This window comes from Kitasatospora sp. NPDC001095, assembly GCF_053598615.1.
The window spans coordinates 15245-34746 of sequence record NZ_JBSFKQ010000014.1 but is presented as its reverse complement, the minus strand read 5'-3'; the positions used below and the strand labels follow the sequence as shown (position 1 = coordinate 34746).

At 71.8% G+C, this 19502-nt stretch carries 15 protein-coding genes and 1 riboswitch; of the genes, 9 read left to right on the top strand and 6 right to left on the bottom strand.

From position 1 onward, the window contains the following. Positions 1-123 precede the first annotated feature (123 nt). A riboswitch (cobalamin riboswitch) is annotated at positions 124-249 on the bottom strand. 350 nt (positions 250-599) lie between these two features. The 5 genes from ACWDBB_RS15240 (at position 600) to ACWDBB_RS15220 (ending at position 6975) form a co-directional block, all read left to right on the top strand. After that, positions 600-1613: a hypothetical protein gene (locus tag ACWDBB_RS15240; RefSeq protein WP_449790015.1), complete on the top strand. Its 1014-nt coding sequence runs from the start codon at positions 600-602 to the stop codon at positions 1611-1613. Positions 1614-1793: 180 nt separating this feature from the next. Continuing rightward, positions 1794-3248: a glycoside hydrolase family 26 protein gene (locus ACWDBB_RS15235; RefSeq protein WP_449790014.1), complete on the top strand. Its 1455-nt coding sequence runs from the start codon at positions 1794-1796 to the stop codon at positions 3246-3248. A 169-nt stretch (positions 3249-3417) separates the two neighbouring features. Further along, positions 3418-4200: a hypothetical protein gene (locus ACWDBB_RS15230; protein ID WP_449790013.1), complete on the top strand. Its 783-nt coding sequence runs from the start codon at positions 3418-3420 to the stop codon at positions 4198-4200. A gap of 111 nt (positions 4201-4311) precedes the next feature. After that, positions 4312-5763 carry a glycosyltransferase family 2 protein gene (locus tag ACWDBB_RS15225; protein WP_449790012.1) on the top strand — a complete coding sequence of 484 codons (1452 nt, stop codon included), beginning with the start codon at positions 4312-4314 and terminating at the stop codon, positions 5761-5763. A 15-nt stretch (positions 5764-5778) separates the two neighbouring features. Then, positions 5779-6975: a glycoside hydrolase family 113 gene (locus ACWDBB_RS15220; RefSeq protein ID WP_449790011.1), complete on the top strand. Its 1197-nt coding sequence runs from the start codon at positions 5779-5781 to the stop codon at positions 6973-6975. A gap of 36 nt (positions 6976-7011) precedes the next feature. On the opposite strand, the gene ACWDBB_RS15215 is transcribed toward ACWDBB_RS15220, so the two are convergent. From ACWDBB_RS15215 to ACWDBB_RS15190, 6 genes are all read right to left on the bottom strand, one after another. Then, a complete protein-coding gene (locus tag ACWDBB_RS15215) occupies positions 7012-9186 on the bottom strand; it encodes an acyltransferase family protein (RefSeq protein ID WP_449790010.1) in 2175 nt (724 codons plus the stop codon). Positions 9187-9337: 151 nt separating this feature from the next. Beyond that, a complete protein-coding gene (locus ACWDBB_RS15210; protein ID WP_449790009.1) occupies positions 9338-9832 on the bottom strand; it encodes a GNAT family N-acetyltransferase in 495 nt (164 codons plus the stop codon). Between the two features lie 128 nt (positions 9833-9960). Next, positions 9961-10839: a histidine phosphatase family protein gene (locus ACWDBB_RS15205; RefSeq protein ID WP_449790008.1), complete on the bottom strand. Its 879-nt coding sequence runs from the start codon at positions 10837-10839 to the stop codon at positions 9961-9963. A gap of 154 nt (positions 10840-10993) precedes the next feature. Further along, positions 10994-12604 carry a monocarboxylate uptake permease MctP gene (gene mctP, locus ACWDBB_RS15200; protein WP_449790007.1) on the bottom strand — a complete coding sequence of 537 codons (1611 nt, stop codon included), beginning with the start codon at positions 12602-12604 and terminating at the stop codon, positions 10994-10996. After that, positions 12601-12864: a DUF3311 domain-containing protein gene (locus tag ACWDBB_RS15195; protein WP_392873290.1), complete on the bottom strand. Its 264-nt coding sequence runs from the start codon at positions 12862-12864 to the stop codon at positions 12601-12603. Before ACWDBB_RS15195 ends, mctP begins: the two co-directional genes overlap by 4 nt. A 402-nt stretch (positions 12865-13266) precedes the next feature. Then, on the bottom strand, positions 13267-14058 hold the full coding sequence (locus ACWDBB_RS15190) for a GntR family transcriptional regulator (RefSeq protein ID WP_449790006.1): 792 nt from the start codon (positions 14056-14058) through the stop codon (positions 13267-13269). Between the two features lie 335 nt (positions 14059-14393). Between ACWDBB_RS15190 and ACWDBB_RS15185 the strand changes: the two genes are divergently transcribed. The 4 genes from ACWDBB_RS15185 (at position 14394) to ACWDBB_RS15170 (ending at position 19163) form a co-directional block, all read left to right on the top strand. Further along, positions 14394-15665, top strand: coding sequence for an extracellular solute-binding protein (locus ACWDBB_RS15185; RefSeq protein ID WP_449790005.1), 1272 nt, complete (start codon positions 14394-14396; stop codon positions 15663-15665). Positions 15666-15756: 91 nt separating this feature from the next. Then, a complete protein-coding gene (locus tag ACWDBB_RS15180; protein WP_449790004.1) occupies positions 15757-16776 on the top strand; it encodes a carbohydrate ABC transporter permease in 1020 nt (339 codons plus the stop codon). Then, on the top strand, positions 16773-17603 hold the full coding sequence (locus tag ACWDBB_RS15175; protein ID WP_392873278.1) for a carbohydrate ABC transporter permease: 831 nt from the start codon (positions 16773-16775) through the stop codon (positions 17601-17603). The genes ACWDBB_RS15180 and ACWDBB_RS15175 overlap by 4 nt, the downstream gene beginning before the upstream one ends. A 6-nt stretch (positions 17604-17609) precedes the next feature. Continuing rightward, complete coding sequence (locus ACWDBB_RS15170) at positions 17610-19163, top strand: glycoside hydrolase family 3 protein (RefSeq protein ID WP_449790003.1); 1554 nt, start codon at positions 17610-17612, stop codon at positions 19161-19163. Positions 19164-19502 lie beyond the last annotated feature (339 nt).

Below are 19502 nucleotides of genomic sequence, written 5' to 3'. Positions count from 1 at the left end.
CGGGCCGATCGGGGCAGGGGAGCACGGCACGAACGCAGACGGCGTCGCGCGACGGTGACTCCCCGGCCCGCCCGCGAGGCCCGGAGGGGTACTGCTCGTGTCGGCGCGGCCTCTGCGGGAGGGCCGTGGCGCACGCTGTCGGCAGGTCATCGGACTCGCGGGTACGGCTGCTGGAGCCGCCCGCACACCGCTGCGGGGCAGTCCCGGATTCGCACCGGGTTCCCCTGCATCGACAGCAGAAGCGAGCATACATGTAGTGGTGTCTCCCTGAAGCGACCCCAGATGTAGTGCGGCGCCGCGTGTCGGGGCGATGACCGGTGGTACCGGAAACGTGGCCCCGGATGGCCCTGCGAGGCCCCGGAACCGGGCCGGGGGCGTCCTGGTTTCGATACGGAATGGTCACCGGGAGGATCGGCGGACACGAGGATGCCCTACGATCTGGGCGCATGAGCGACGGAACTGGCGTACCTGGGCAGGGGCCGCAGGGAACGCCTCCCGCCGGGCCGGGGGGCGCACAGAGTCAGCAGCCGGTGGTACCTGGTCCGGTACCGCCGCCGAGCGGGGGTTTCGGGCCGCCGCCGGCCTCGTACGGGCCGGTCGTGCCGGCGGCGCAGCCGGTCGCGCAGCCCATCCCGCCGGTGCCGCAGCCGGTCGCGCCCGCGCCGCAGCCGGCTCCGCCGGTCGGGCAGCCGCCGCACGCCCAGCCGCAGCCCGTCGCGCCGCCGCCCTTCGCGCAGCAGCAGCCCCAGCCGGCCCCCCAGCCGCAGCCCCAGTGGCACCTCCAGCAGCAGCCCCAGCAGCCGGTCCCGCCGCAGCGGGCCGAGCCGGACTGGGACGCGCTGGCGGACCGCAACGAGGCCGAGGGCAAGCGCCGTCGCCGGATGAGGGTCATCGGCGTGGTGGCCGCGGTCGCCGTGGTGGGCGGCCTGGTCGCCGGCGGTGTGGTGCTGTTCAAGGGCAAGAAGGACGACGGCTCCCCGACGGCCGTCAAGAGCACCCAGCCGGTCGTGCCTCCGAGTACGTCCGGCACGCCGGGCGGCCAGCCGGACGACCCGTCCAAGCCGATCTGGGAGGCCGCCACCGACCCGGCGCCGCAGGACGCGGGAGCACTGTTCTCCGCGCTCCAGGTGACGATCAACGGCGCCACCTGGAACCGGACCGTCGTGGCGCTGGACTCGCCCTGCTGGGACGGGAACTCCACGACCGGCGGGCTGGGCAAGGTGCTCGGCGACCAGGGGTGCCAGCAGGTGCTCCGGGCGACGTACGTCTCCGGTGAGAGCGCGGTCACCGTCGGGGTGGCGGTCTTCGACCGCAAGCTCCAGGCCGAGACCGCGCTGAAGAACTTCACCGGGCAGCTCAAGGGCGCGCCGGCGGCCGGGGCGCCGGCCTTCTGCGCCGGCGCCGGCTGCACCGGCACCCACAACAGCCTGGGCCGGTACGGCTACTTCACGGTCGAGGGCTCGGCGAAGGGCGGCAACGCCCCGGACGCCACGGCGACCGCGGCGGCCTCCGGGTTCGCGGAGCACGTGAAGGGGCAGTTGCTCAAGCGCGCCAAGGCCGCGTCCTCGGCCGCGCCCGGCGTCCAGGGCACCGCTCCGGCCTCGGCGGGCTGATCCGCCGGGGCGTCCCGCGGGCGGGCACGGCGGGCTGATCCGCCGTGACACCCCGGCCCCCCGGCCTACTGTTCGCGCAGGCCGGGGGGAGTGTGGCAGGCTCTCGGGACAGTCATGTCGTACGCGTTTCCGGTTGCGTCCGTGGGGGGCGGCGCCGGCGAGCAACCGGAGGAGCGGTCAGTGGCCCTGCCCAGAGCCCTGCGCGGCAAGCCCGCCGTCCTGGCCGCGGCCGGGATCGTCGCCGCCGCGGGAGCGGTCCTCCTGCTGGACCACGACGGCCGGGCCGACGGCGAACAGCTCCCGCGCGTCCCGGTGTCGGTCGGCCTGCCCGGGCGCACCCTGCCGCCGGAGGTGGGCCGGGACCTGCTCGCCCGGGACCCGCAGGCCTCGCCGAACGCCCGCGCCGTCCAGCAGTTCCTCGCCGACCTGGAGTCCCAGGCCCGCACCGGGCAGAGCGGCGGCACGGTGATCGGCCAGCACGTCGAGGCGCACAACGAGCGCAACAACCCCGAGTACGGGGACTACCGGGGCACCAAGCAGGTCGGCTACTACTACAAGAAGGCCGCCGACATCACCGGCAAGCTGCCCGGCTTCGTGGAGACCGACCTCGGCCCCGGCTACGGCCAGAACGGCTGGGGCGTCGGCAATCCCCGGTCCTACTCGGCCGGCCGCTGGCCCACCTGCCGGGCCGGCTGGCAGTACACCGACGACGCCGTCGACCTGCTCTCCGCCGTCTGGAACGGCCACCCGCGCGCCGAGGACGGCGGCTACGGCGCGGCGGGCGTGCAGCAGAACTGCGACGGCAGCAGCACCGAACTGCCCGACAACGGCGGCGGCCCGGCCGGGATCGTCGGCATGTCCTTCCACCAGCCCTACCCCGGTTCGGACGTCAAGTCCTTCGACCGGGTGCTCTGTTCGAACTCGCCGGTGGCGAAGGACCCCGACTGGTTCGGCCGGGTCGTGGACGGTGCCCACGACACCCCCGAGTACCGGGCACTGATCACCGACCTGTCCTACCTGGCCGACCACCTGGAGTACCTGGCCGCCCACGACGTGCCGGTGCTGCTGCGCCCGTACCACGAGATGAACGTGCTGGACTGCTCCCGCCGGTTCTGGTGGGCGGGCCAGAAGCCGGCCGACTACCAGGCGCTGTGGAAGATCACGTACAGGTACCTGGTGGAGACCCGGGGGCTGCACAACCTGCTGTTCGTCTGGACGCCGGTGTCCTGGGACGGTGCCCCGGGCGTGGACCCCTGGGACTACTACCCGGGTGCCCAGTACGTCGACGTGGTCGGCGTGGACGACTACAGCGGCAGCCCGGCGCACCCGATCGGCACCGGTGAGGTGTGGACCAAGCGGTACTACGACGGGCTGTCCGCCTACGGCAAGCCGCGGATGCTGGCCGAGTCCTTCGCCGTCCCGGTCAACTCCCGCCAGCCGGAGACCCTGCGGCGCACGCCCTGGACGATCTGGACGGTCTGGGGGCAGTCCCTCACCGCGAACAACCTGACCCCGGACCAGCCGCGCAACTCGGTCGCGGACGTCACCGCCACGTACCGCAGCCCGCTGGCGCTCACCGGCGGCTCCGGTCCGTTCGGGGCGAACGTCGACTGGGGCGGCCTGCACGTGCGCTGAGCCGACGCCACCTCCGGCGTGGCCGCCGGCGCCGTGCGGCGGGTGGTGCCGCGGGGCTCGGCCGTACGGGTGGAATTCCGGCGCGGTTGCGCCGTGTGGCATCCTGTGGCGGCGAAGCCGAGGGTGGGCCGACGGCCGGGACGGGTCCGGAGGGGGCGGGGGATACGGGATGACACGGACGGGTCCGATGCGCGCGGCCGGCGGCGTGGCCGTCAGCTGGGGCGTGCTGCTGCTCTGCTGGGCCGGGTACAACTGCTTCGGCCAGGTCGGCGTCGCCACCTACCTCAAGGGCATCTTCTACTACGGCGGCTCCTCGGTGTTCGCCGAGACCGGGAGCCTCAACTACGGCCTGCTGTACCTGGCTTCGGGCATCCTCCTGCTGCGCGGGCGCAACTGGGCGCTCGGCGTGGCGGCCGGTGTCGCGCTGGTCGAGGGGTACAACCGGGTGCGCAGCCTGGTGGGCGCGCTGCTGGACAAGCCGCAGCGGGAGTGGTTCACGGGCACCACCGAGGGCTGGCTCAAGCTCGCGACCTTCGGGCTCGGGGTGGTCGTCACCGCGGCGCTGATCGTGCTGCTGGCCCGGTCGGTCTGGCGTGAGCAGCCGGCGCCGGCGCCGCTGTCGTCCGCGCAGCCGCAGCCCGCGTGGTCCCAGCCCGCCGCCTGGCCGCAGCCCCAGCCGCAGCCGCTGTCCCAGCCGCAGCCCGCGTGGCCCCAGCCACTGCCCGGACAGCCGCAGCCCCAGCCCGGTTGGGGGCAGCCCGTGCCCGGCCGGCCGGCGCCGTACCCGCCGCAGCAGCCCGCCCAGCCGGGCGCGTACCCGCCGGCCGTCGCCCAGCCGTGGCCCGCCGCCCCGCCGCAGCCCGGCGCGCCGGCCCCCGGCCCGGTCGCTCCCGGCCAGGTGCCGCCCGGCCCGGCCGTGCCGCCGCCGGCGGACCGGCCACCCCAGGGCTGACCGCCCGGGGCCGACCGCCGCGGGGGCCGACCGCCCCGCGGCTGAACGCTCACGAACGACCCGCGCCCCGCCCGGGGCCGGGACGACACCAGACGAGGAAGCGCTACCGCCATGTCATCGACCACCGCCGAGCGGACGGTGCTGACCACGTCCCGCGAGGCCGCCCGGCTCGCCGAGCGACAGATGTCGTGGAAGCCCCGGGTGACGCCGTTCTACGTCTCCTTCGCGATCATCTTCACGTTCTCGCTGTGGGCGTACGTGCCCAACCCCACCGCGCTGGGCTGGGCGATCACCATCCTGTGGGGCATGCCGGTCTTCGGTGTGCTGATCGGCTTCCAGGGCGTGCTGATGGTCCGCCGCCGGCTGCGCCAGGTCAGCCGGATGACCCCGGCCGCGCCCGTCGAGGACGACTTCCTGATCGTGCTGGTGCCGACCATCGGCCGCCACGACACCTACCCCGCGCTGGAGCGCTCGGTGCTCTCGTACGTGGAGCACCTCCCGCCGTACTTCCCGTGGATGCGGGTGGACATCCTCACCGAGGAGGGCTGCGCCGCCGCGGAGAAGATCGACGAGCTGGCCGAGCGCCACCCGCTGATCCGCGTGGTGACCGTGCCGAGGGCGTACGAGACGCCCAACGGCACCAAGTTCAAGGCCCGCGCCAACCACTACTCGCACGAGCTGCGGATCGAGGAGGGCGAGGCCGAGGACGACGTCTGGGTGCTGCACATGGACGACGACACCGGCGTCGGCCCGGACACCGCCGCCGCCGTCGCGCAGTTCGTCAACCGGCAGCGCCGGGCCGGGGACGACGCCAAGCACATGGCGCAGGGCATCCTGACGTACCCGCGCGAGAACGCCGTCTCCACCTTCACCTGGCTCGCCGACGCGATCCGCCCCGCCGACGACATCGCCCGCTTCCGCGCGATGACCGGCACCGGCACCCCGATCGCGGGCGTGCACGGCGAACTGCTGATCGTGCGCTCCTCGGTGGAGGCCACCATCGGCTGGGACTTCGGCCCGAAGACCATCGTCGAGGACGCCCAGATGGCGCTCAACTTCTGCCAGCGCTACCCCGGCCGCAGCGACTGGTTCAACGGCCGCTGCTACGGCGCCTCGCCGGCCGGCGTCAAGGACTTCCTCAAGCAGCGCGAGCGCTGGGCCTGGGGCCTGGTCGCGCTCTGCTTCAACAAGACCATCCCGCTGCGGTACCGGCTGTTCATCGGGATGGGCATGGTCAGCTGGGTGCTCGGCCCGCTGCAGCACGTCGGCCTGGTGCTGCTGGTGGCGTGGTTCACCGGCACCTGGAACACCTCGCCGGTCACCCAGTCCGTGGTGCTGGTCTGGTCGATCAACTTCGCGTACGTCATCTGGACGTACTGGGAGGGCCTGCGGCTCAACGTGGTGGCCTCGGCCAACCACCGGCGCAAGTGGTGGGAGCCGATCGTGGTGGTGGCGGCCATTCCGCTGTTCTCCTTCCTGGAGGGCTGGGGCGGGCTGCGGGGACTGATCAAGTTCCTGAAGCGCGAGGAGAACAAGTTCGTCGTCATCGCCAAGCCGGCCTGATCGGAGAGCACGACCGTGAAGCGCCCCGTCATCTTCATCCTCCCGACCGTGGTGGTCGCCCTCACCGTGGGCATCCCGGTGGTCTGGGGGGACCATCCGATCAAGTTCGACCACCGCCGCCCCACCACGGTGCACTGGGCCGGCGCCCCGACCGAGCAGGGCCGGGTCTGGGGCTTCGGCAAGGACACGCCGCAGGTGGAGGACGACGGCCCCAAGGTGGCCCGTCCGTGGACCAAGGGCAGCCCCGAGTGGGGCGTGCAGGTGTACTGGTTGGACGACCCGGCGGACCCGGAGAGCTTCGTCCAGGGCAAGGTCGACCGCATCGTCAAGTACGTGGTCGGGCTGAACGCCAACTCCCTGTCGGTGACCTTCCCGTACTACACGACGGGCCCCAAGTCGAACGCCGTCGCCGCCCGGGCGACCACCCCGAGCCCGGAGCGACTGGCCCTGCTGCTGGACTCCGCCCACCGGGCCGGCCTGCGCACCACGGTGCGGCCGATCATGGACGAGGAGGTGTTCGACTACTCCGCCACCGGCGTGTGGCGCGGCAACATCGCGCCCGCCGACAAGGACGCCTGGTTCGCCAGCTACACCGCCTTCCTGACGCCGTACCTGAAGACCGCCCAGGAGCACTCCGCGACCGAGTTCACCGTCGGCACCGAGTTCAACTCGCTGGAGAACGACCCGCACTGGGCCGGCCTGATCGAGCAGGCCAGGAAGACCTTCCGCGGCCAGATCGTCTACGACGCCAACTGGGACAACTGGTCCAAGGGGCCGCTCACGCTGCCGGCCGACGGGACCGGCGTGGACGCCTACTTCCCCGCCAAGTCGGCGGGCGACGACGCCCCGGTGGCCGACCTGGTGGCCAGCTGGAACGGCTGGCTCGACAAGCGGGGCGCGGGGCCGCAGCCCGCCACCAAGCTCACCGAGGTGGGCATCCCGGCGCAGAAGGGCGCCTACAAGACGCCCGGGGACTTCTACACCAAGCGGGAGCTGAACGAGCCCGTCCAGGCCGCCTGGTTCACCGCGGTCTGCCAGGTGGCGCAGGAGCGCAAGCTGGGCGGGGTGTACTTCTGGTCGCTCTACTTCGGCATCGACCCGACCCTGCCGACCAACCAGGACACCCCGCGGATGGACTTCGCCGGGCGCCCCGCGTCCGAGCAGGCGATCCGCACCTGCTTCGCGCAGACCTACGAACTGCCGCCCTCCTGAGGGATGTTGCCCGCCGGGCCTCCGGCGGGCAACGCCCTAGCCCTGGGGCGCGGTCGTCTTGGTGCTCGGGGTCCGGGTGGGCTTCGCCGAGGTGTGGCCGGCCGTCGGCTTGGTGGACGAGGTCGGGGTCGCCGTCGGCGCGGGGGTCGGGGCGGTCGAGGCCGTCGGCGTCGGGGTGGGGGTCGGGGTCGGCGCCGCGGCGGGCTGACCCGGTGCCGCGCCGGCCAGTGCGCCCGCGATCTCCTTCTCCAGCCACGGGGTGACGAACCGCATGCCGGCCCGGGTGAGGTGCACCCCGTCGTTGGCCGGGGAGACCAGGTGGCCCTCCTTGTCCTTCCAGGCGCAGGTCTCGTACGGGCAGTAGAAGGCGTTGAGGTCGAGCAGCCGGACGGCGCCGCCGGAGGCCTTCACGAAGTCGCCGATCTGCTGGTTGTAGCAGGTGCCCCAGGTCTTGTTGATGGCGCCGTTCTCGACCCGCTCGTTCATCAGCAGCACCTGGGCGCCCTGGGCGCGGCGGCGGATCTGGTCCACGGCCTGGGAGAGCCGGACGCCGTAGCGGGTCCGGTAGTCCTCGTCGCACGGGTTGAGCCAGCTGCCGTCGAGGTACTGCTCGGCGGCGTCCCAGCCGAGGTGGACCACCACGGCCTGCGGCCCGGCGCCGAGCTGCCGGTCCCAGGCGGCGTTCCGGTCGCGGCACTCCTGGCTGGTTTCGAACTCCTCCCGGGAGGTGGTGCGCACCTTCTCCGGGCCGAACACCCCGCACCCGCTGATCCCGCCGTCGACGACGCGGTAGCGGTCCCCCTGCCGGTACAGGCCGGTGGAGAGGTCCTGGGAGAAGGAGTCGCCGAGCAGCAGGACCATCGGCTTGCCGTCCGGCCCGGACTTCATGTCGTGCGTGACCCAGGCGGGCAGGTACCAGGCGCCGGTGGTGGCCACCGCGGCGGTGACGGCCACCAGCGGGACGGCCGGGAAGGCCCGCCAGCGCAGCACCCGCAGCTTCTCGGTGCCGGTGTGCAGCAGCCAGGCCAGGACCCAGGAGACGGGTGCGCCGATGGCCAGCAGCTTCTTCGGCGAGATGTCGTCGACGTAGTGCTGGAGCAGCCAGTACACCGGCAGGTGGAGCAGGTAGAGGCTGTAGGAGATGGTGCCGGTGAGCCGCAGCGGGGGCAGCGACATCAGCCACACCAGCGGTCCCCGCTCCTGGCACAGCGAGACGGTGAGGACGGCGGCGAGGGCCGCGACCACGGCCAGCCCGCCCTGGTAGAGCCACGGTTCGTGGTAGGTGCCGACGGCGAGGCTGGCCCACACCAGGCCGCCGAGCGCCGCGGTGCCGACCAGGGTGGGCAGCACGGGGCCGGCCGGCAGGCGCAGGCGGGGGCGCGGCCCGCCGGGGGCCCCGGCGCGCACCTTGCGGCGCAGCCACAGGTACACCCCGAAGGCGGCGGTGGCGCCGGCCGCGAAGCCGACCGCGCGGGTCTCGGTGCCGAGGTAGAGGCGGTCGCTGTTGTGGCCGTTCCACAGCAGCGGGGCGACCAGCGCGGCGGCGACGAACAGTCCGGCGGTGGCGAAGCCGGCCGCGCGCACGGAGCGGCGGCAGATCCCGTAGACGGCGAGCAGCAGCAGCGGCCAGAGGGCGTAGAACTGCTCGGTGATGCTGAGCGACCACATGGCCGCGAGCGGGTCGATCGACTCGAAGTGCTGCCAGTAGGCGTCACCGCGCGACAGCTGGGCCCAGTTGGCGATCTGGGCGAGCGCGGCCAGGGCCTGCGGGCGGAGGTCCCTGACGTCCCGTAGCGGACTGACCAGGGCGGACAGCCCCACCACCAGGATGATGGTGGCGAACAGGCCGGGCAGCAGCCGCTTGGCCCGGCGGCGGTAGAAGACGCCGAGCCGGATGCCGTCGGTGCGGTCCAGCTCGCGGACCAGCACCAGGGTGACCAGGAAGCCGGAGAGGACGAAGAAGACGTCCACGCCGAACAGGCCGTTCTGGAACCAGTTGGTGTGGTACAGCAGCACCGAGGCGATGGCCAGGCCGCGCAGGCCGTCCACCGCCTTGAAGCGGACGGACGGCGGCAGCGGTCCGCGGGGCTCCGGGACCGGTGCGGGGATCGCGTAGCGGCTGGTGGCGGGGGCTTCGACGCCCCTGCTCCTGCGCATGTCCTGGAGCGTGGGCCCGCTCGCGGGCGCGCCGATGCCGGGCCCGTCGTCCATGTGGTCTGTTCCCCCGGGGTCGATCGACTGTCGCGACGTGTCCATGGGCACGTCTTGATCTGTGGTTTATATCAAAAGACGTCTGCTGATCGTCCGTCGGTCACCGGCCGGGAACACGGCCGGTGACCCCGGAGGGCGCCCCGAGGCCGGGTCAGAACGCCATGGTGTAGACCATCAGGTCCATTCCCGGGTACGGGGCCCAGTCCCGCTCGGGCGTGCGGCGGAAGCCCGTTCGCTCGTAGACGCGGTGGGCGGTGGTCATCTCCGGGCGGGTGGAGAAGGCCATGCCGGCCAGGCCGAGTTCGTGGCTGCGGGCGACGGCGGCGCGGACCAGGGCCTCGCCGACGCCGCGGCCGCGGGCGGCGGGGGCGGTGGCGAGCATCCGGATCTCGCCCTCCCGCGGGGTGGCGATGTCCGCCCACTCGGTGCCGCCGACGGCGAAGGTCACGCAGCCGAGGACCCCGGCTCCGGCCGCGTCGACGGCGACCAGCAGCTCGGCCTCCCGGGCCCGGCGCTCCGAGTCGCGCAGCAGCTCGACGTAGCTGCCCGTGGGGTTGGTGAAACCGTCGCCGACGAAGGCCTCGACGGTGATCCGGCCGGCGTCGGCGAGGTCCTCGGGGAGGGCCTGGCGGATGAGGAAGTCCATCGGGCCAGTGTGCCGGAGCCCGGTGCGGGGCGGCTCTGCGGGGTCGAACGGGCCCGGCGGGCGGCAGGGCGGACGGCCCGACGGCCCGCTGGACGGCCGGCCGGGAGGCCCGCCGGGGAGGGCGGCCGTCAGTCCTCCCCGAACGCCAGGTGCCCGACCCCGTTCCAGCCGTCCGGCCGCAGCCGCCCGTCCTGGGCCCGCCAGAGGCTGGTGGAGCAGTTGTGCACCGGCCCGAGCGCGGTGAGCTGGTCCTCGGTGAGCCGGTCCAGCGCGTAGCGGAGCATCAGCACCGTGCAGTCGTGGGCGACCAGCAGGACGGGCCGTCCGGCCTCCTCCTCGCAGAGGTCCCGCAGCAGGCTGCGCACCCGCAGCGCGACGTCGGCCCAGGACTCGCCGCCCGGCGGGCGGTAGTACAGCTCGCCCATCTTGCGCCGCCGGGCCGCCTCCTCCGGGTGCTTGGCCTCGATCGCGGCCTTGGGCAGCATCTCCAGGACGCCGAGCTCGCGGTCGCGCAGCCGCTCGTCGTAGCGGACGGCCAGGGTGACCGGGACGGCGCCGAGCCCGGCGGCCTGGGCGAGCGCGATCCGGGCGGTCTCGGCGGTGCGCACGTACGGCGAGCACCAGACGCTGCGCGGGCGGTCGGCGCTGGACAGAGCGGCCCACCAGTGGCCGAGCGCCTGGGCCTGCCGCCGGCCGTTCAGCGACAGCGGGATGTCGGCGTCGCGGCAGCTGATCGGGACGCTGAGGGCGCCGACGGCCTCGGCGAGCTGGAACTCGACGTTGGCGGTGGACTCCCCGTGCCGGGTGGCGATCAGCACGGACGGCAGCCGGCCGGCCGTCGGCGGGCGGTGGGCGGCGGCGTGCTGCCCGTGAACGCCGGTGTGCTGGCCGTGGCCGGCGCCGTGCTGGCCCGGGGCGGTGCCGTGCTGGCCCTGCGTGGTGGCGTGGTGGTGCTGGCTCTGGGTGGACTGGTGCTGGCCGTTGAGGGTGGTGCCGAGTTCTGCCATGGCCGCGAGCTCCCCGTGGTCGATCAGGTCCCGGCCGGATGCCGGTCCGGTCTGGTGGTGCCCGGCGTGCACGCCTGTTCATACATATGATCGCGCCGCCTTCTCCAGTGTTCACGGAGAAGGCGGCGCGATCACAGGGCGCGTACCGCGCCAATCAGTGCGCCGCTACGGGCTCCGGCGCGTTCTTCAGCTCGTCGTCGCCGGCTTCGGCGCTGTAGTCGGACGGCTTGGTCTCGTCCGGGAGCTCCGGCGCCTTGGCCGCCCGCAGCACCAGGGTGAGCACCACGGAGACGATCAGGTTGAGCGCGAAGGCGGTCAGGCCGATGTAGCCGATCTCGCCGATGCCGGGGATCTCGGCCGAGTTGCCGCCGAAGTGCTTGGTGGCGGGGCTGGCGATCCCGTACGCCTTCCAGGTGCCGTACACCATGCCGGCCGCCCAGCCGGCGAACAGCGCCCAGTGGTGGAACCAGCGGGTGAACAGGCCGCCGACGATCGACACGAAGGTCTGCAGGATCCACAGGCCGCCCAGCAGCTGGAGGTTGATCGCGGCCTGCTTGTCCATGCCGAGCACGAAGACCAGCGCGCCGACCTTCACCAGCAGCGAGACCAGCTTGGCGACCCGGGTCTCGTCGGCGGGGGTGGCGGCGGGCTTGAGCCACTCCTTGTAGACGTTGCGGGTGAACAGGTTGGCCGCCGCGATGGACATGATGGCGGCCGGCACCAGCGCGCCGATGCCGATCGCGGCGAAGGCCACGCCGGTGAACCAGTCCGGGAACATGTTCGCGAACAGCTGGGGCACCGACAGCTGGGAGTTGTAGCCCTTGACGCCCTTGCCGACGCCCGCCGCGACCGCCATGAAGCCGAGCAGCGCCAGCAGGCCCAGCATCAGCGAGTAGGCGGGCATGATCGCCATGTTGCGGCGCACGGTGTTGCGGGACTTGGAGGCCAGCACGCCGGTCACCGAGTGCGGGTACATGAACAGCGCCATCGCCGAGCCGAGGGCGAGCGTGGCGTACGTCCACTGCTTGTTCTCGGGGATGGTCAGCGAGCCGGCCTTGGCCTCCTTGAAGTGCTGGGCGGTGGCTTCGAAGATGTGCCCGTAGCCGCCGAGCCGGATCGGGATGTAGATCACCGCGACGATGATCACGATGTAGACCAGGGCGTCCTTGACGAAGGCGATCAGCGCCGGGGCGCGCAGGCCGGAGGAGTAGGTGTAGGCGGCCAGCACGCCGAAGGCGATGAACAGCGGCAGGTCCTTGACGAACCAGTTGGCGTTCTCCCCACCGCCGACCCCCAGCACGTCCAACACGGCCTGGATGCCCACGAGTTGCAGGGCGATGTACGGCATGGTGGCCAGGATGCCGGTGAGCGCGACCACCAGCGACAGCGGCCGCGAGCCGTACCGGCCGCGCACGAAGTCGGCCGGGGTCACGTAGCCGTGCACCCGGGAGACCGACCAGAGCCGGGGCAGGAAGAGGAAGACCAGCGGGTAGGCGATGATCGTGTACGGCACCGCGAAGAAGCCGGCCGCGCCGGTCGCGTACACCGCCGCCGGGACGGCGACGAAGGTGTACGCGGTGTAGAGGTCGCCGCCGAGCAGGAACCAGGTCACCCAGGTGCCGAAGCTGCGCCCGCCCAGGCCCCACTCGTCCAGGTGCGCCGCGTTGTCCGCGCGGCGCCAGCGCGAGGCGAGGAAGCCCATCACCGTGACCAGGGCGAAGAACAGCACGAAGACCACGAGGGCCGGCACGTTGACGTCCTTCATCGCGCACCGCCCTTCCGGGCCGCCTTGCGGGCCTTCTCGTCCCGGTTGATCAGCAGGTAGGCGGCGACGGTGAACACGGCCGACACCGGCACCCAGAGCAGCTGGTACCAGTAGAAGAACGGCATGCCGGCCGCCGCCGGGTCGCTCTTGTCGTACGAGGACACCCAGAGCATCGCGACGATCGGCACGAGCAGGGCCAGGCCGGCCAGCACCCGTTCGGGCGTCACCGCCGGGACGGGCCTCCCGGCTGGCTCGGGCATGACATCTTCGACGGTGAGGGGATCAGACGGCATCTTCGGCTCCGCTCCGGAGGGTTCCCCGTCGGCGCCGCAGCCCGGTCGGCGCCGAGCGCCGTACGGGCCCGCCGAGCAGCACCATCGGTGATCGGCAGTCAGGTCTGTACGGCTGCGCAATCTAGAGCATGGGGTGATCCATGTCACCGGAATTGACGCAACTTCCCACCAGTCGGACGCGAGCGGCCGATGTCCGCCGTCGGGGCGGCGGAAATGCGGCGGGAGCGCGGCGGAGGCACGGCGGGAGCGCGGCGGAGGTGCGGCGGAGAGGCGCAGCCGGCGCGGGACCCGGAGGGGCCGTCACGGAACGCGAAGGGCACCGGCGCGCGGGTCGCGCGCGCCGGTGCCCGAAGTGCGGTGGGGGTGCGGCTACTCCGGACGCTTCAGCCGGGTGATGAACTTGTAGCGGTCGCCGCGGTAGATCGAGCGGACCCACTCGACCGGCTCGCCCTCGGCGTCGAAGGAGTGCCGGGAGAGCTGGAGCATCGGCAGGCCGAGGTCGGAGCCGAGCAGGCCGGCCTCGCGCGGGTTGGCCAGGGTGGTCTCGATGGTCTCCTCGGCCTCGGCCACGGTGACCCCGTACACCTCGCGCAGCGCCGCGTAGAGCGAGTTGTGCTTGGCCAGGTTGCGGCGCAGGGCCGGGAAGCGCTTGGCGGACAGGTGGGCGACCTCGATGGCCATCGGGTCGCCGTTGGCCAGCCGCAGGCGCTCGATCCGCAGCACCCGGCCGCCCGGCTTGATGTCGAGCAGCGGAGCGAGCCGGTCGTCGGCGGTGATGTAGCCGATCTCGATCAGCCGGGACGCGGGCTCCAGGCCCTGGGCGCGCATGTCCTCGGTGTAGGAGGTCAGCTGGAGGGCCTGGGCGACCTTGGGCTTGGCGACGAAGGTGCCCTTGCCCTGGATGCGCTCCAGACGGCCCTCGACGACCAGCTCCTGGAGGGCCTGGCGCACGGTGGTGCGCGAGGTGTCGAACTGGGCGGCCAGCGCCCGCTCGGGCGGCACCGGGGTGCCGGCGGGCTGGGTCTCGGTGAGCTGCAGCAGGTGCCGCTTCAGGCCGTAGTACTTGGGGACGCGCGCGGTCGGATCGGTTCCGGCCTGCGTCGGGAGGTTGTTCACCTCGGGGTCGTTGACCTGGGCGGTGGATCCCCCGTCGCTGCTCATCGGACCTGTTCTCCCGCTTCTCGCGAGGTCCTCGCTGACCCCGCCTCATCGTTAACGGCTCACATCGTTGCATGTATGGCTACGGAACGAATACCTCATCACGCGATGAACGATGTGCGGTGTCGGCTTGATAACGGGTGGTCGAGAACGGTCGAACAGCCGTTGACAGGCCCATTGGTCTAGGCCAAGCTCCAGGCAGCTGGTCTACACCACTAGGCCGGTAACTATGAATCCCCCACCCGTTCGAAGGGTCCGCGGCACCATTCCCCCCGCTTTGTGTGGGTCTGCCGCTGCCGCCCGACGGGGGCAACCCAGGCATCCCTCAGGAGGATGGCGTGAAGCGTCAGCTCATCGCGGCGGTCGGCGTCGCAGCAATGGTCGTCGGTGTGGCGGCTTGCGGCTCGGACGACAAGAAGGAGGGCGGTTCCTCCTCGGCGGCCAAGAACTACGACGGCAAGACCCTCACCGTGTGGCTGATGGACGGCTCGGCCCCCAAGGGCTGGGAGGACAGCGTCAAGGCGGACTTCGCCGCCGCCTACCCGGGTGCCAAGCTGGAGATCCAGACCCAGAAGTGGAACGGCATCGGCCAGAAGGTCACCGCCGCCCTCTCCGAGGGTTCGGTGGACGTCCTGGAGATCGGCAACACCCAGACCGCGGGTTACGCGGCCACCGGTGGTCTGCTCGACATCACCAAGGACAAGGCCGACCTGGGCGGCGCCGACTGGGCCGCCAACCTGAGCGAGTCCTCGATCATCGAGGGCAAGCAGTACGCCGCCCCGTGGTACTTCACCAACCGCGTGGTGACCTACAACAAGGACATCTGGACCAAGGCCGGCATCGCCGCCCCGCCGAAGACCCTGGACGAGCTGTACCAGGACCTGGACAAGGTCAAGGCCGTCCCCGGCGTCAACGACGCCCTCTACATGCCGGGCCAGGAGTGGTACGTCTACTTCGGCCTGCTGCAGAGCGAGGGCGGCAAGCTCGCCAAGAAGGACGGCGACAAGTGGGTCGGCGGCCTGTCGAGCCCCGAGGGCCAGAAGGCGTTCGAGACCTACAAGAAGCTGCAGAGCTACTCGGCCACCGCCCCGAAGGACAAGGACGAGGCCACCCCGCAGCAGAAGGACGTCTTCGCCAAGGGTGACATCGGCACCATCATCGGCCTCGGCTGGGAGGTCCCGAAGCCCGAGGAGCTGGCGGCCGACAAGATCGGTTACTTCGCCCTCCCCGGCAAGACCGCGGACAAGCCGTCCAGCGTCTTCCTCGGCGGCTCGAACCTGGCGATCGCCCAGCAGAGCAAGAACCCCGAGCTCGCCAAGGGCTTCCTGAAGATCGCCATGAGCGACAAGAACGAGGGCATGATCGCCTCGTCCGGCCTCATCCCGAACAAGGTCGCGCTCAACGACAAGGTCACCGGCGACTTCGCCAAGGCCGCCCTGCCGGCCTCCGCCAACGGTGCGACCACCCCGAACGTCCCGACCTGGACCAACGTCGAGAACGAGCCGAACCCGATCAAGGACTTCCTGACCTCGGCGCTGACCGGCGACTACGCCGCCGCGGCCAAGAAGGCCGACGACGAGATCGCGAAGCGTCTCAACCAGAAGCAGTAAGGCAGTCGAGCGGCGTCGCTCACCGGCTCCCGGCGGGGGGCCGGTGGGCGGCGCCTTCCGTCGTGGTCGGGTTTGCAAGGAAGAGAGAGCGATGGCTGCGCAGTCGGAACGGGTGCAGACACAGTCCCCGGAGCCAACGAAGTCCGTGGTGGCGTCCACGCCCACCACCCCCGGTGCCGAGCGCACCCCGAGCAGGGGCGGCAGACCGTCGGACGGGCCCGGCGTGGCGTCCAGGTTCGCCCCGTACCTGCTGCTGCTGCCGGCCATCGCGGTGACCCTCGTCCTGCTGCTCTGGCCGTTGGTCGAGACGGCCGTGGTGTCGTTCCAGAACCTCAACAAGCGGCAGTTCATCCAGCACCTGACCGAGTGGAACGGCTTCGGCAACTACACGGACCAGCTCTCCGGCTCGGAGTTCTGGACGATCACCCTGCGCACGGTGGTCTTCACGGCGGTCAACGTCGTGCTGATCATGGTGTTCGGCACGCTGATCGGCCTGCTGCTCAACACCCTCGGCAAGTGGATGCGGCTGGCGCTCTCGGTCGCCCTGCTGCTGGCCTGGGCGATGCCGGTGGTCGCCGCGACCACCGTCTACACCTGGCTCTTCGACCAGAACTTCGGCGTCGTCAACTGGTTCCTGGACAAGCTGGGCTGGCACTCCATGGCCCACTTCAACTGGACCGGCGGCCAGTACTCCACCTTCTTCGTGATCATCCTGCTGATCGTGTGGCAGTCGGTCCCGTTCGTGGCGTTCAACATGTACGCGGGCCTGACCACGATCCCCAAGGAGCTCTACGAGGCCGCCCGGATGGACGGCGCCGGCTCGGGCAAGATCTGGAGCGCGGTGATCTTCCCGATCATGAAGCCCTTCCTCCTGGCCACGACCTTCCTGGAGGTCATCTGGGTGTTCAAGGCCTTCACCCAGGTCTACCTGATCAACAAGGGCGGGCCGGACGGCCTGACCCGCACCCTGCCGGTGCACGCCTTCCTCGAGGGCATCGGCTCCCAGCGCTTCGGCGTCGGCTCCGCGATCGCGGTGCTCACCATCCTGATGCTGGCCGCGCTGATGGCCTACTACTTCCGCATCATTCTCAAGCAGGAGGACGAGCTGTGAGGCGCTCGCTCATCGGACGCACCTGGCCGAACCTGATCGCGGTCGTCCTCTTCGTCTTCTTCCTGTTCCCCGTCTACTGGATGTTCACGACGGCGTTCAAGCAGAACAAGGACATCGTCAGCCGGGACCCCGTCTTCCTGCCGCTGAACGGCACGTTCGAGCACTTCGACCGCGCCGTGCACGTCCCGCACTTCTGGACGTACGTCACCAACAGCCTGATCGTCACCGTCGGCGCGGTGCTCGGCTCGCTGGTGATCGCCACCCTGGCCGCCTTCGCGATCGCCCGGATGCGCTTCCGCGGCCGCAAGGGCTTCGTCCTGGTCGTGATGGCCGCCCAGATGGCGCCCTGGGAGGTCATGGTCATCGCGGCGTACCTGATCGTCCGCGACAACGACATGCTCAACAGCCTGGTGCCGCTGACCGCCTTCTACCTGATGATGGTGCTGCCCTTCACGATCTGGACGCTGCGCGGCTTCATCGCCGCCGTGCCGAAGGAACTGGAGGAGTCGGCCATGGTGGACGGCTGCACCCGCACCCAGGCCTTCGTGAAGGTGATCTTCCCGCTGCTCGCCCCCGGCCTGATGTCGACCTCGCTGTTCGGCTTCATCACCGCGTGGAACGAGTTCCCGCTGGTCAACATGCTGAACAAGAAGGAGGCGGCGCAGACCCTCCCGCTCTGGCTGTCCTCGTTCCAGACCGCGTTCGGCACCGACTGGGGCGCGACCATGGCCGCGTCGACCCTGTTCGCCGTACCGATCCTGATCCTGTTCATCTTCCTGCAGCGCAAGGCGGTCAACGGACTGACCGACGGCGCCGTGAAGGGCTGAGTCCACGTGAGCATCCTCGTTCCCACCGTGCCGGACAGCGACCAGCTGCACCGCGACGCCCTGACCGTCCTCCAGCCCGGCTTCGTCGGCACCGAGCCGCCGGAGTGGCTGCGCCGCCACCTCGCCGCGGGCCTCGGCTCGGTCGCGCTGTTCGACCGCAACGTGGTCGACCTCGGCCAGCTGTCCGCGCTCACCGGGGCGCTGCGCGCCGAGAACCCCGACCTGCTGATCGCCATCGACGAGGAGAGCGGTGACGTCACCCGGCTGGAGGCGGGCTCCGGCTCGTCCTGGCCCGGCAACCTCGCGCTCGGCGCGATCGACGACCCGGTGCTGACCCGGGACGTCGCCCGCGAGCTGGGCCGGGCGCTGGCCGCGGCCGGCGTCAACTACAACTGGGCGCCCACCGCGGACGTCAACTCCAACCCGCGCAACCCGGTCATCGGGGTCCGCTCCTTCGGCGCCGACCCCGAGCTGTGCGCCCGGCACACCGCCGCCTGGGTCGAGGGCCTGCAGTCGGCCGGCGTGGCCGCCTGCTCCAAGCACTTCCCGGGCCACGGCGACACCGCGGTGGACTCGCACCACGGTCTGCCGGTCATCGACGTCGACCTGGACGTGCTACGGGCCCGCGACCTGATCCCCTTCCAGGCGGCGATCGCGGCCGGCACCAAGGCCGTGATGACCGCCCACATCATGATCCCGGCGCTGGACCCGAAGCTGCCCGCCACCCTGAGCCCGGCCGTGCTGCGCGACCTGCTGCGGGCGGCCCCGGCCGACGGCGGCCTGGGCTACCAGGGCCTGATCGTCAGCGACGCCATCGAGATGGGCGCCATCGCCGACACCTTCGGGATGGGCGAGGGCACCGTGCTGGCCCTGGCGGCCGGCGCGGACGCGATCTGCGTCGGCGGCGGGCTCGCCGACGAGGAGACCGTGCTGATGCTGCGCGACGCCATCGTGGCGGGCGTGCGCTCCGGCCGACTGGCCGAGGAGCGACTGGCGGACGCCGCCGAGCGGGTCCGGGCGCTGGGCAGTTGGGGCCGGATCGCGGCCCAGGGCGAGCGGATCGAGCCGGACCTGGCGGTCGGCCTGCGGGCCGCGCGCCGGGCGCTCCGGGTGGTCCGGGCGCCGGGCCTGGCGGTGCCCCCGGTGAGCGAGCGCCCGTACGTGGCCTCGTTCTCGGACGAGCCGAACATCGCGGTCGGCGACGTCACCCCGTGGGGCGTGGCCGGCATGCTGGCCGACCGCTTCCCCGGCACCCGCACCCGCGAGGTGTCGGCGGCCGAGGCCGCGCCGGAGCTGCTGGACGCCCTGGTCGGCGAGCTGGTGGCCGGCGCCGAGGGCCGCCGCCTGGTGCTGGTGGTCCGGGACGCGCACCGGCACGCCTGGATGTCCGCCGCGCTGGGCCGCCTGGTGGCGGCCAGGCCGGACGCCGCCGTGGTCGAGATGGGCCTGCCCCAGTCCGAACCGGTCGGCGCCCTCCACATCGCCACCCACGGCGCCGCCCGGGTCTGCGGACTGGCGGCCGTGGAGGTCCTCACCGGACAGCCGGGAGCGGTCGGCTGAACCGACCGACGAGGCGTCACCGGCCGTGTCCGGTGGGCGTCGGCCCACGGGCCCGCCATGCGCATGTCGCATGGCGGGCCCGTTCCGTTTCCCCGGCGTCGACCTGCGGATCCTCCGGGTGACCGTGTTCCCTCAAGCAGGCCTTAAATCCACCTTAAGATTCACTTGGGGTGACGGAACGGCGACTGGCCGCCACGCGGTACAACAGCTCTGCAACGGCCGCCCCGAGTAGGGCTTTTGGTCGTTGACACCACCTATGGTCTAGGCCAGAGTCCAGTCATCCGGTTCGAGATTCAACCTCGCCGGATGTGGTATCGGCCCTCCCCGAAGCTCTTCGCC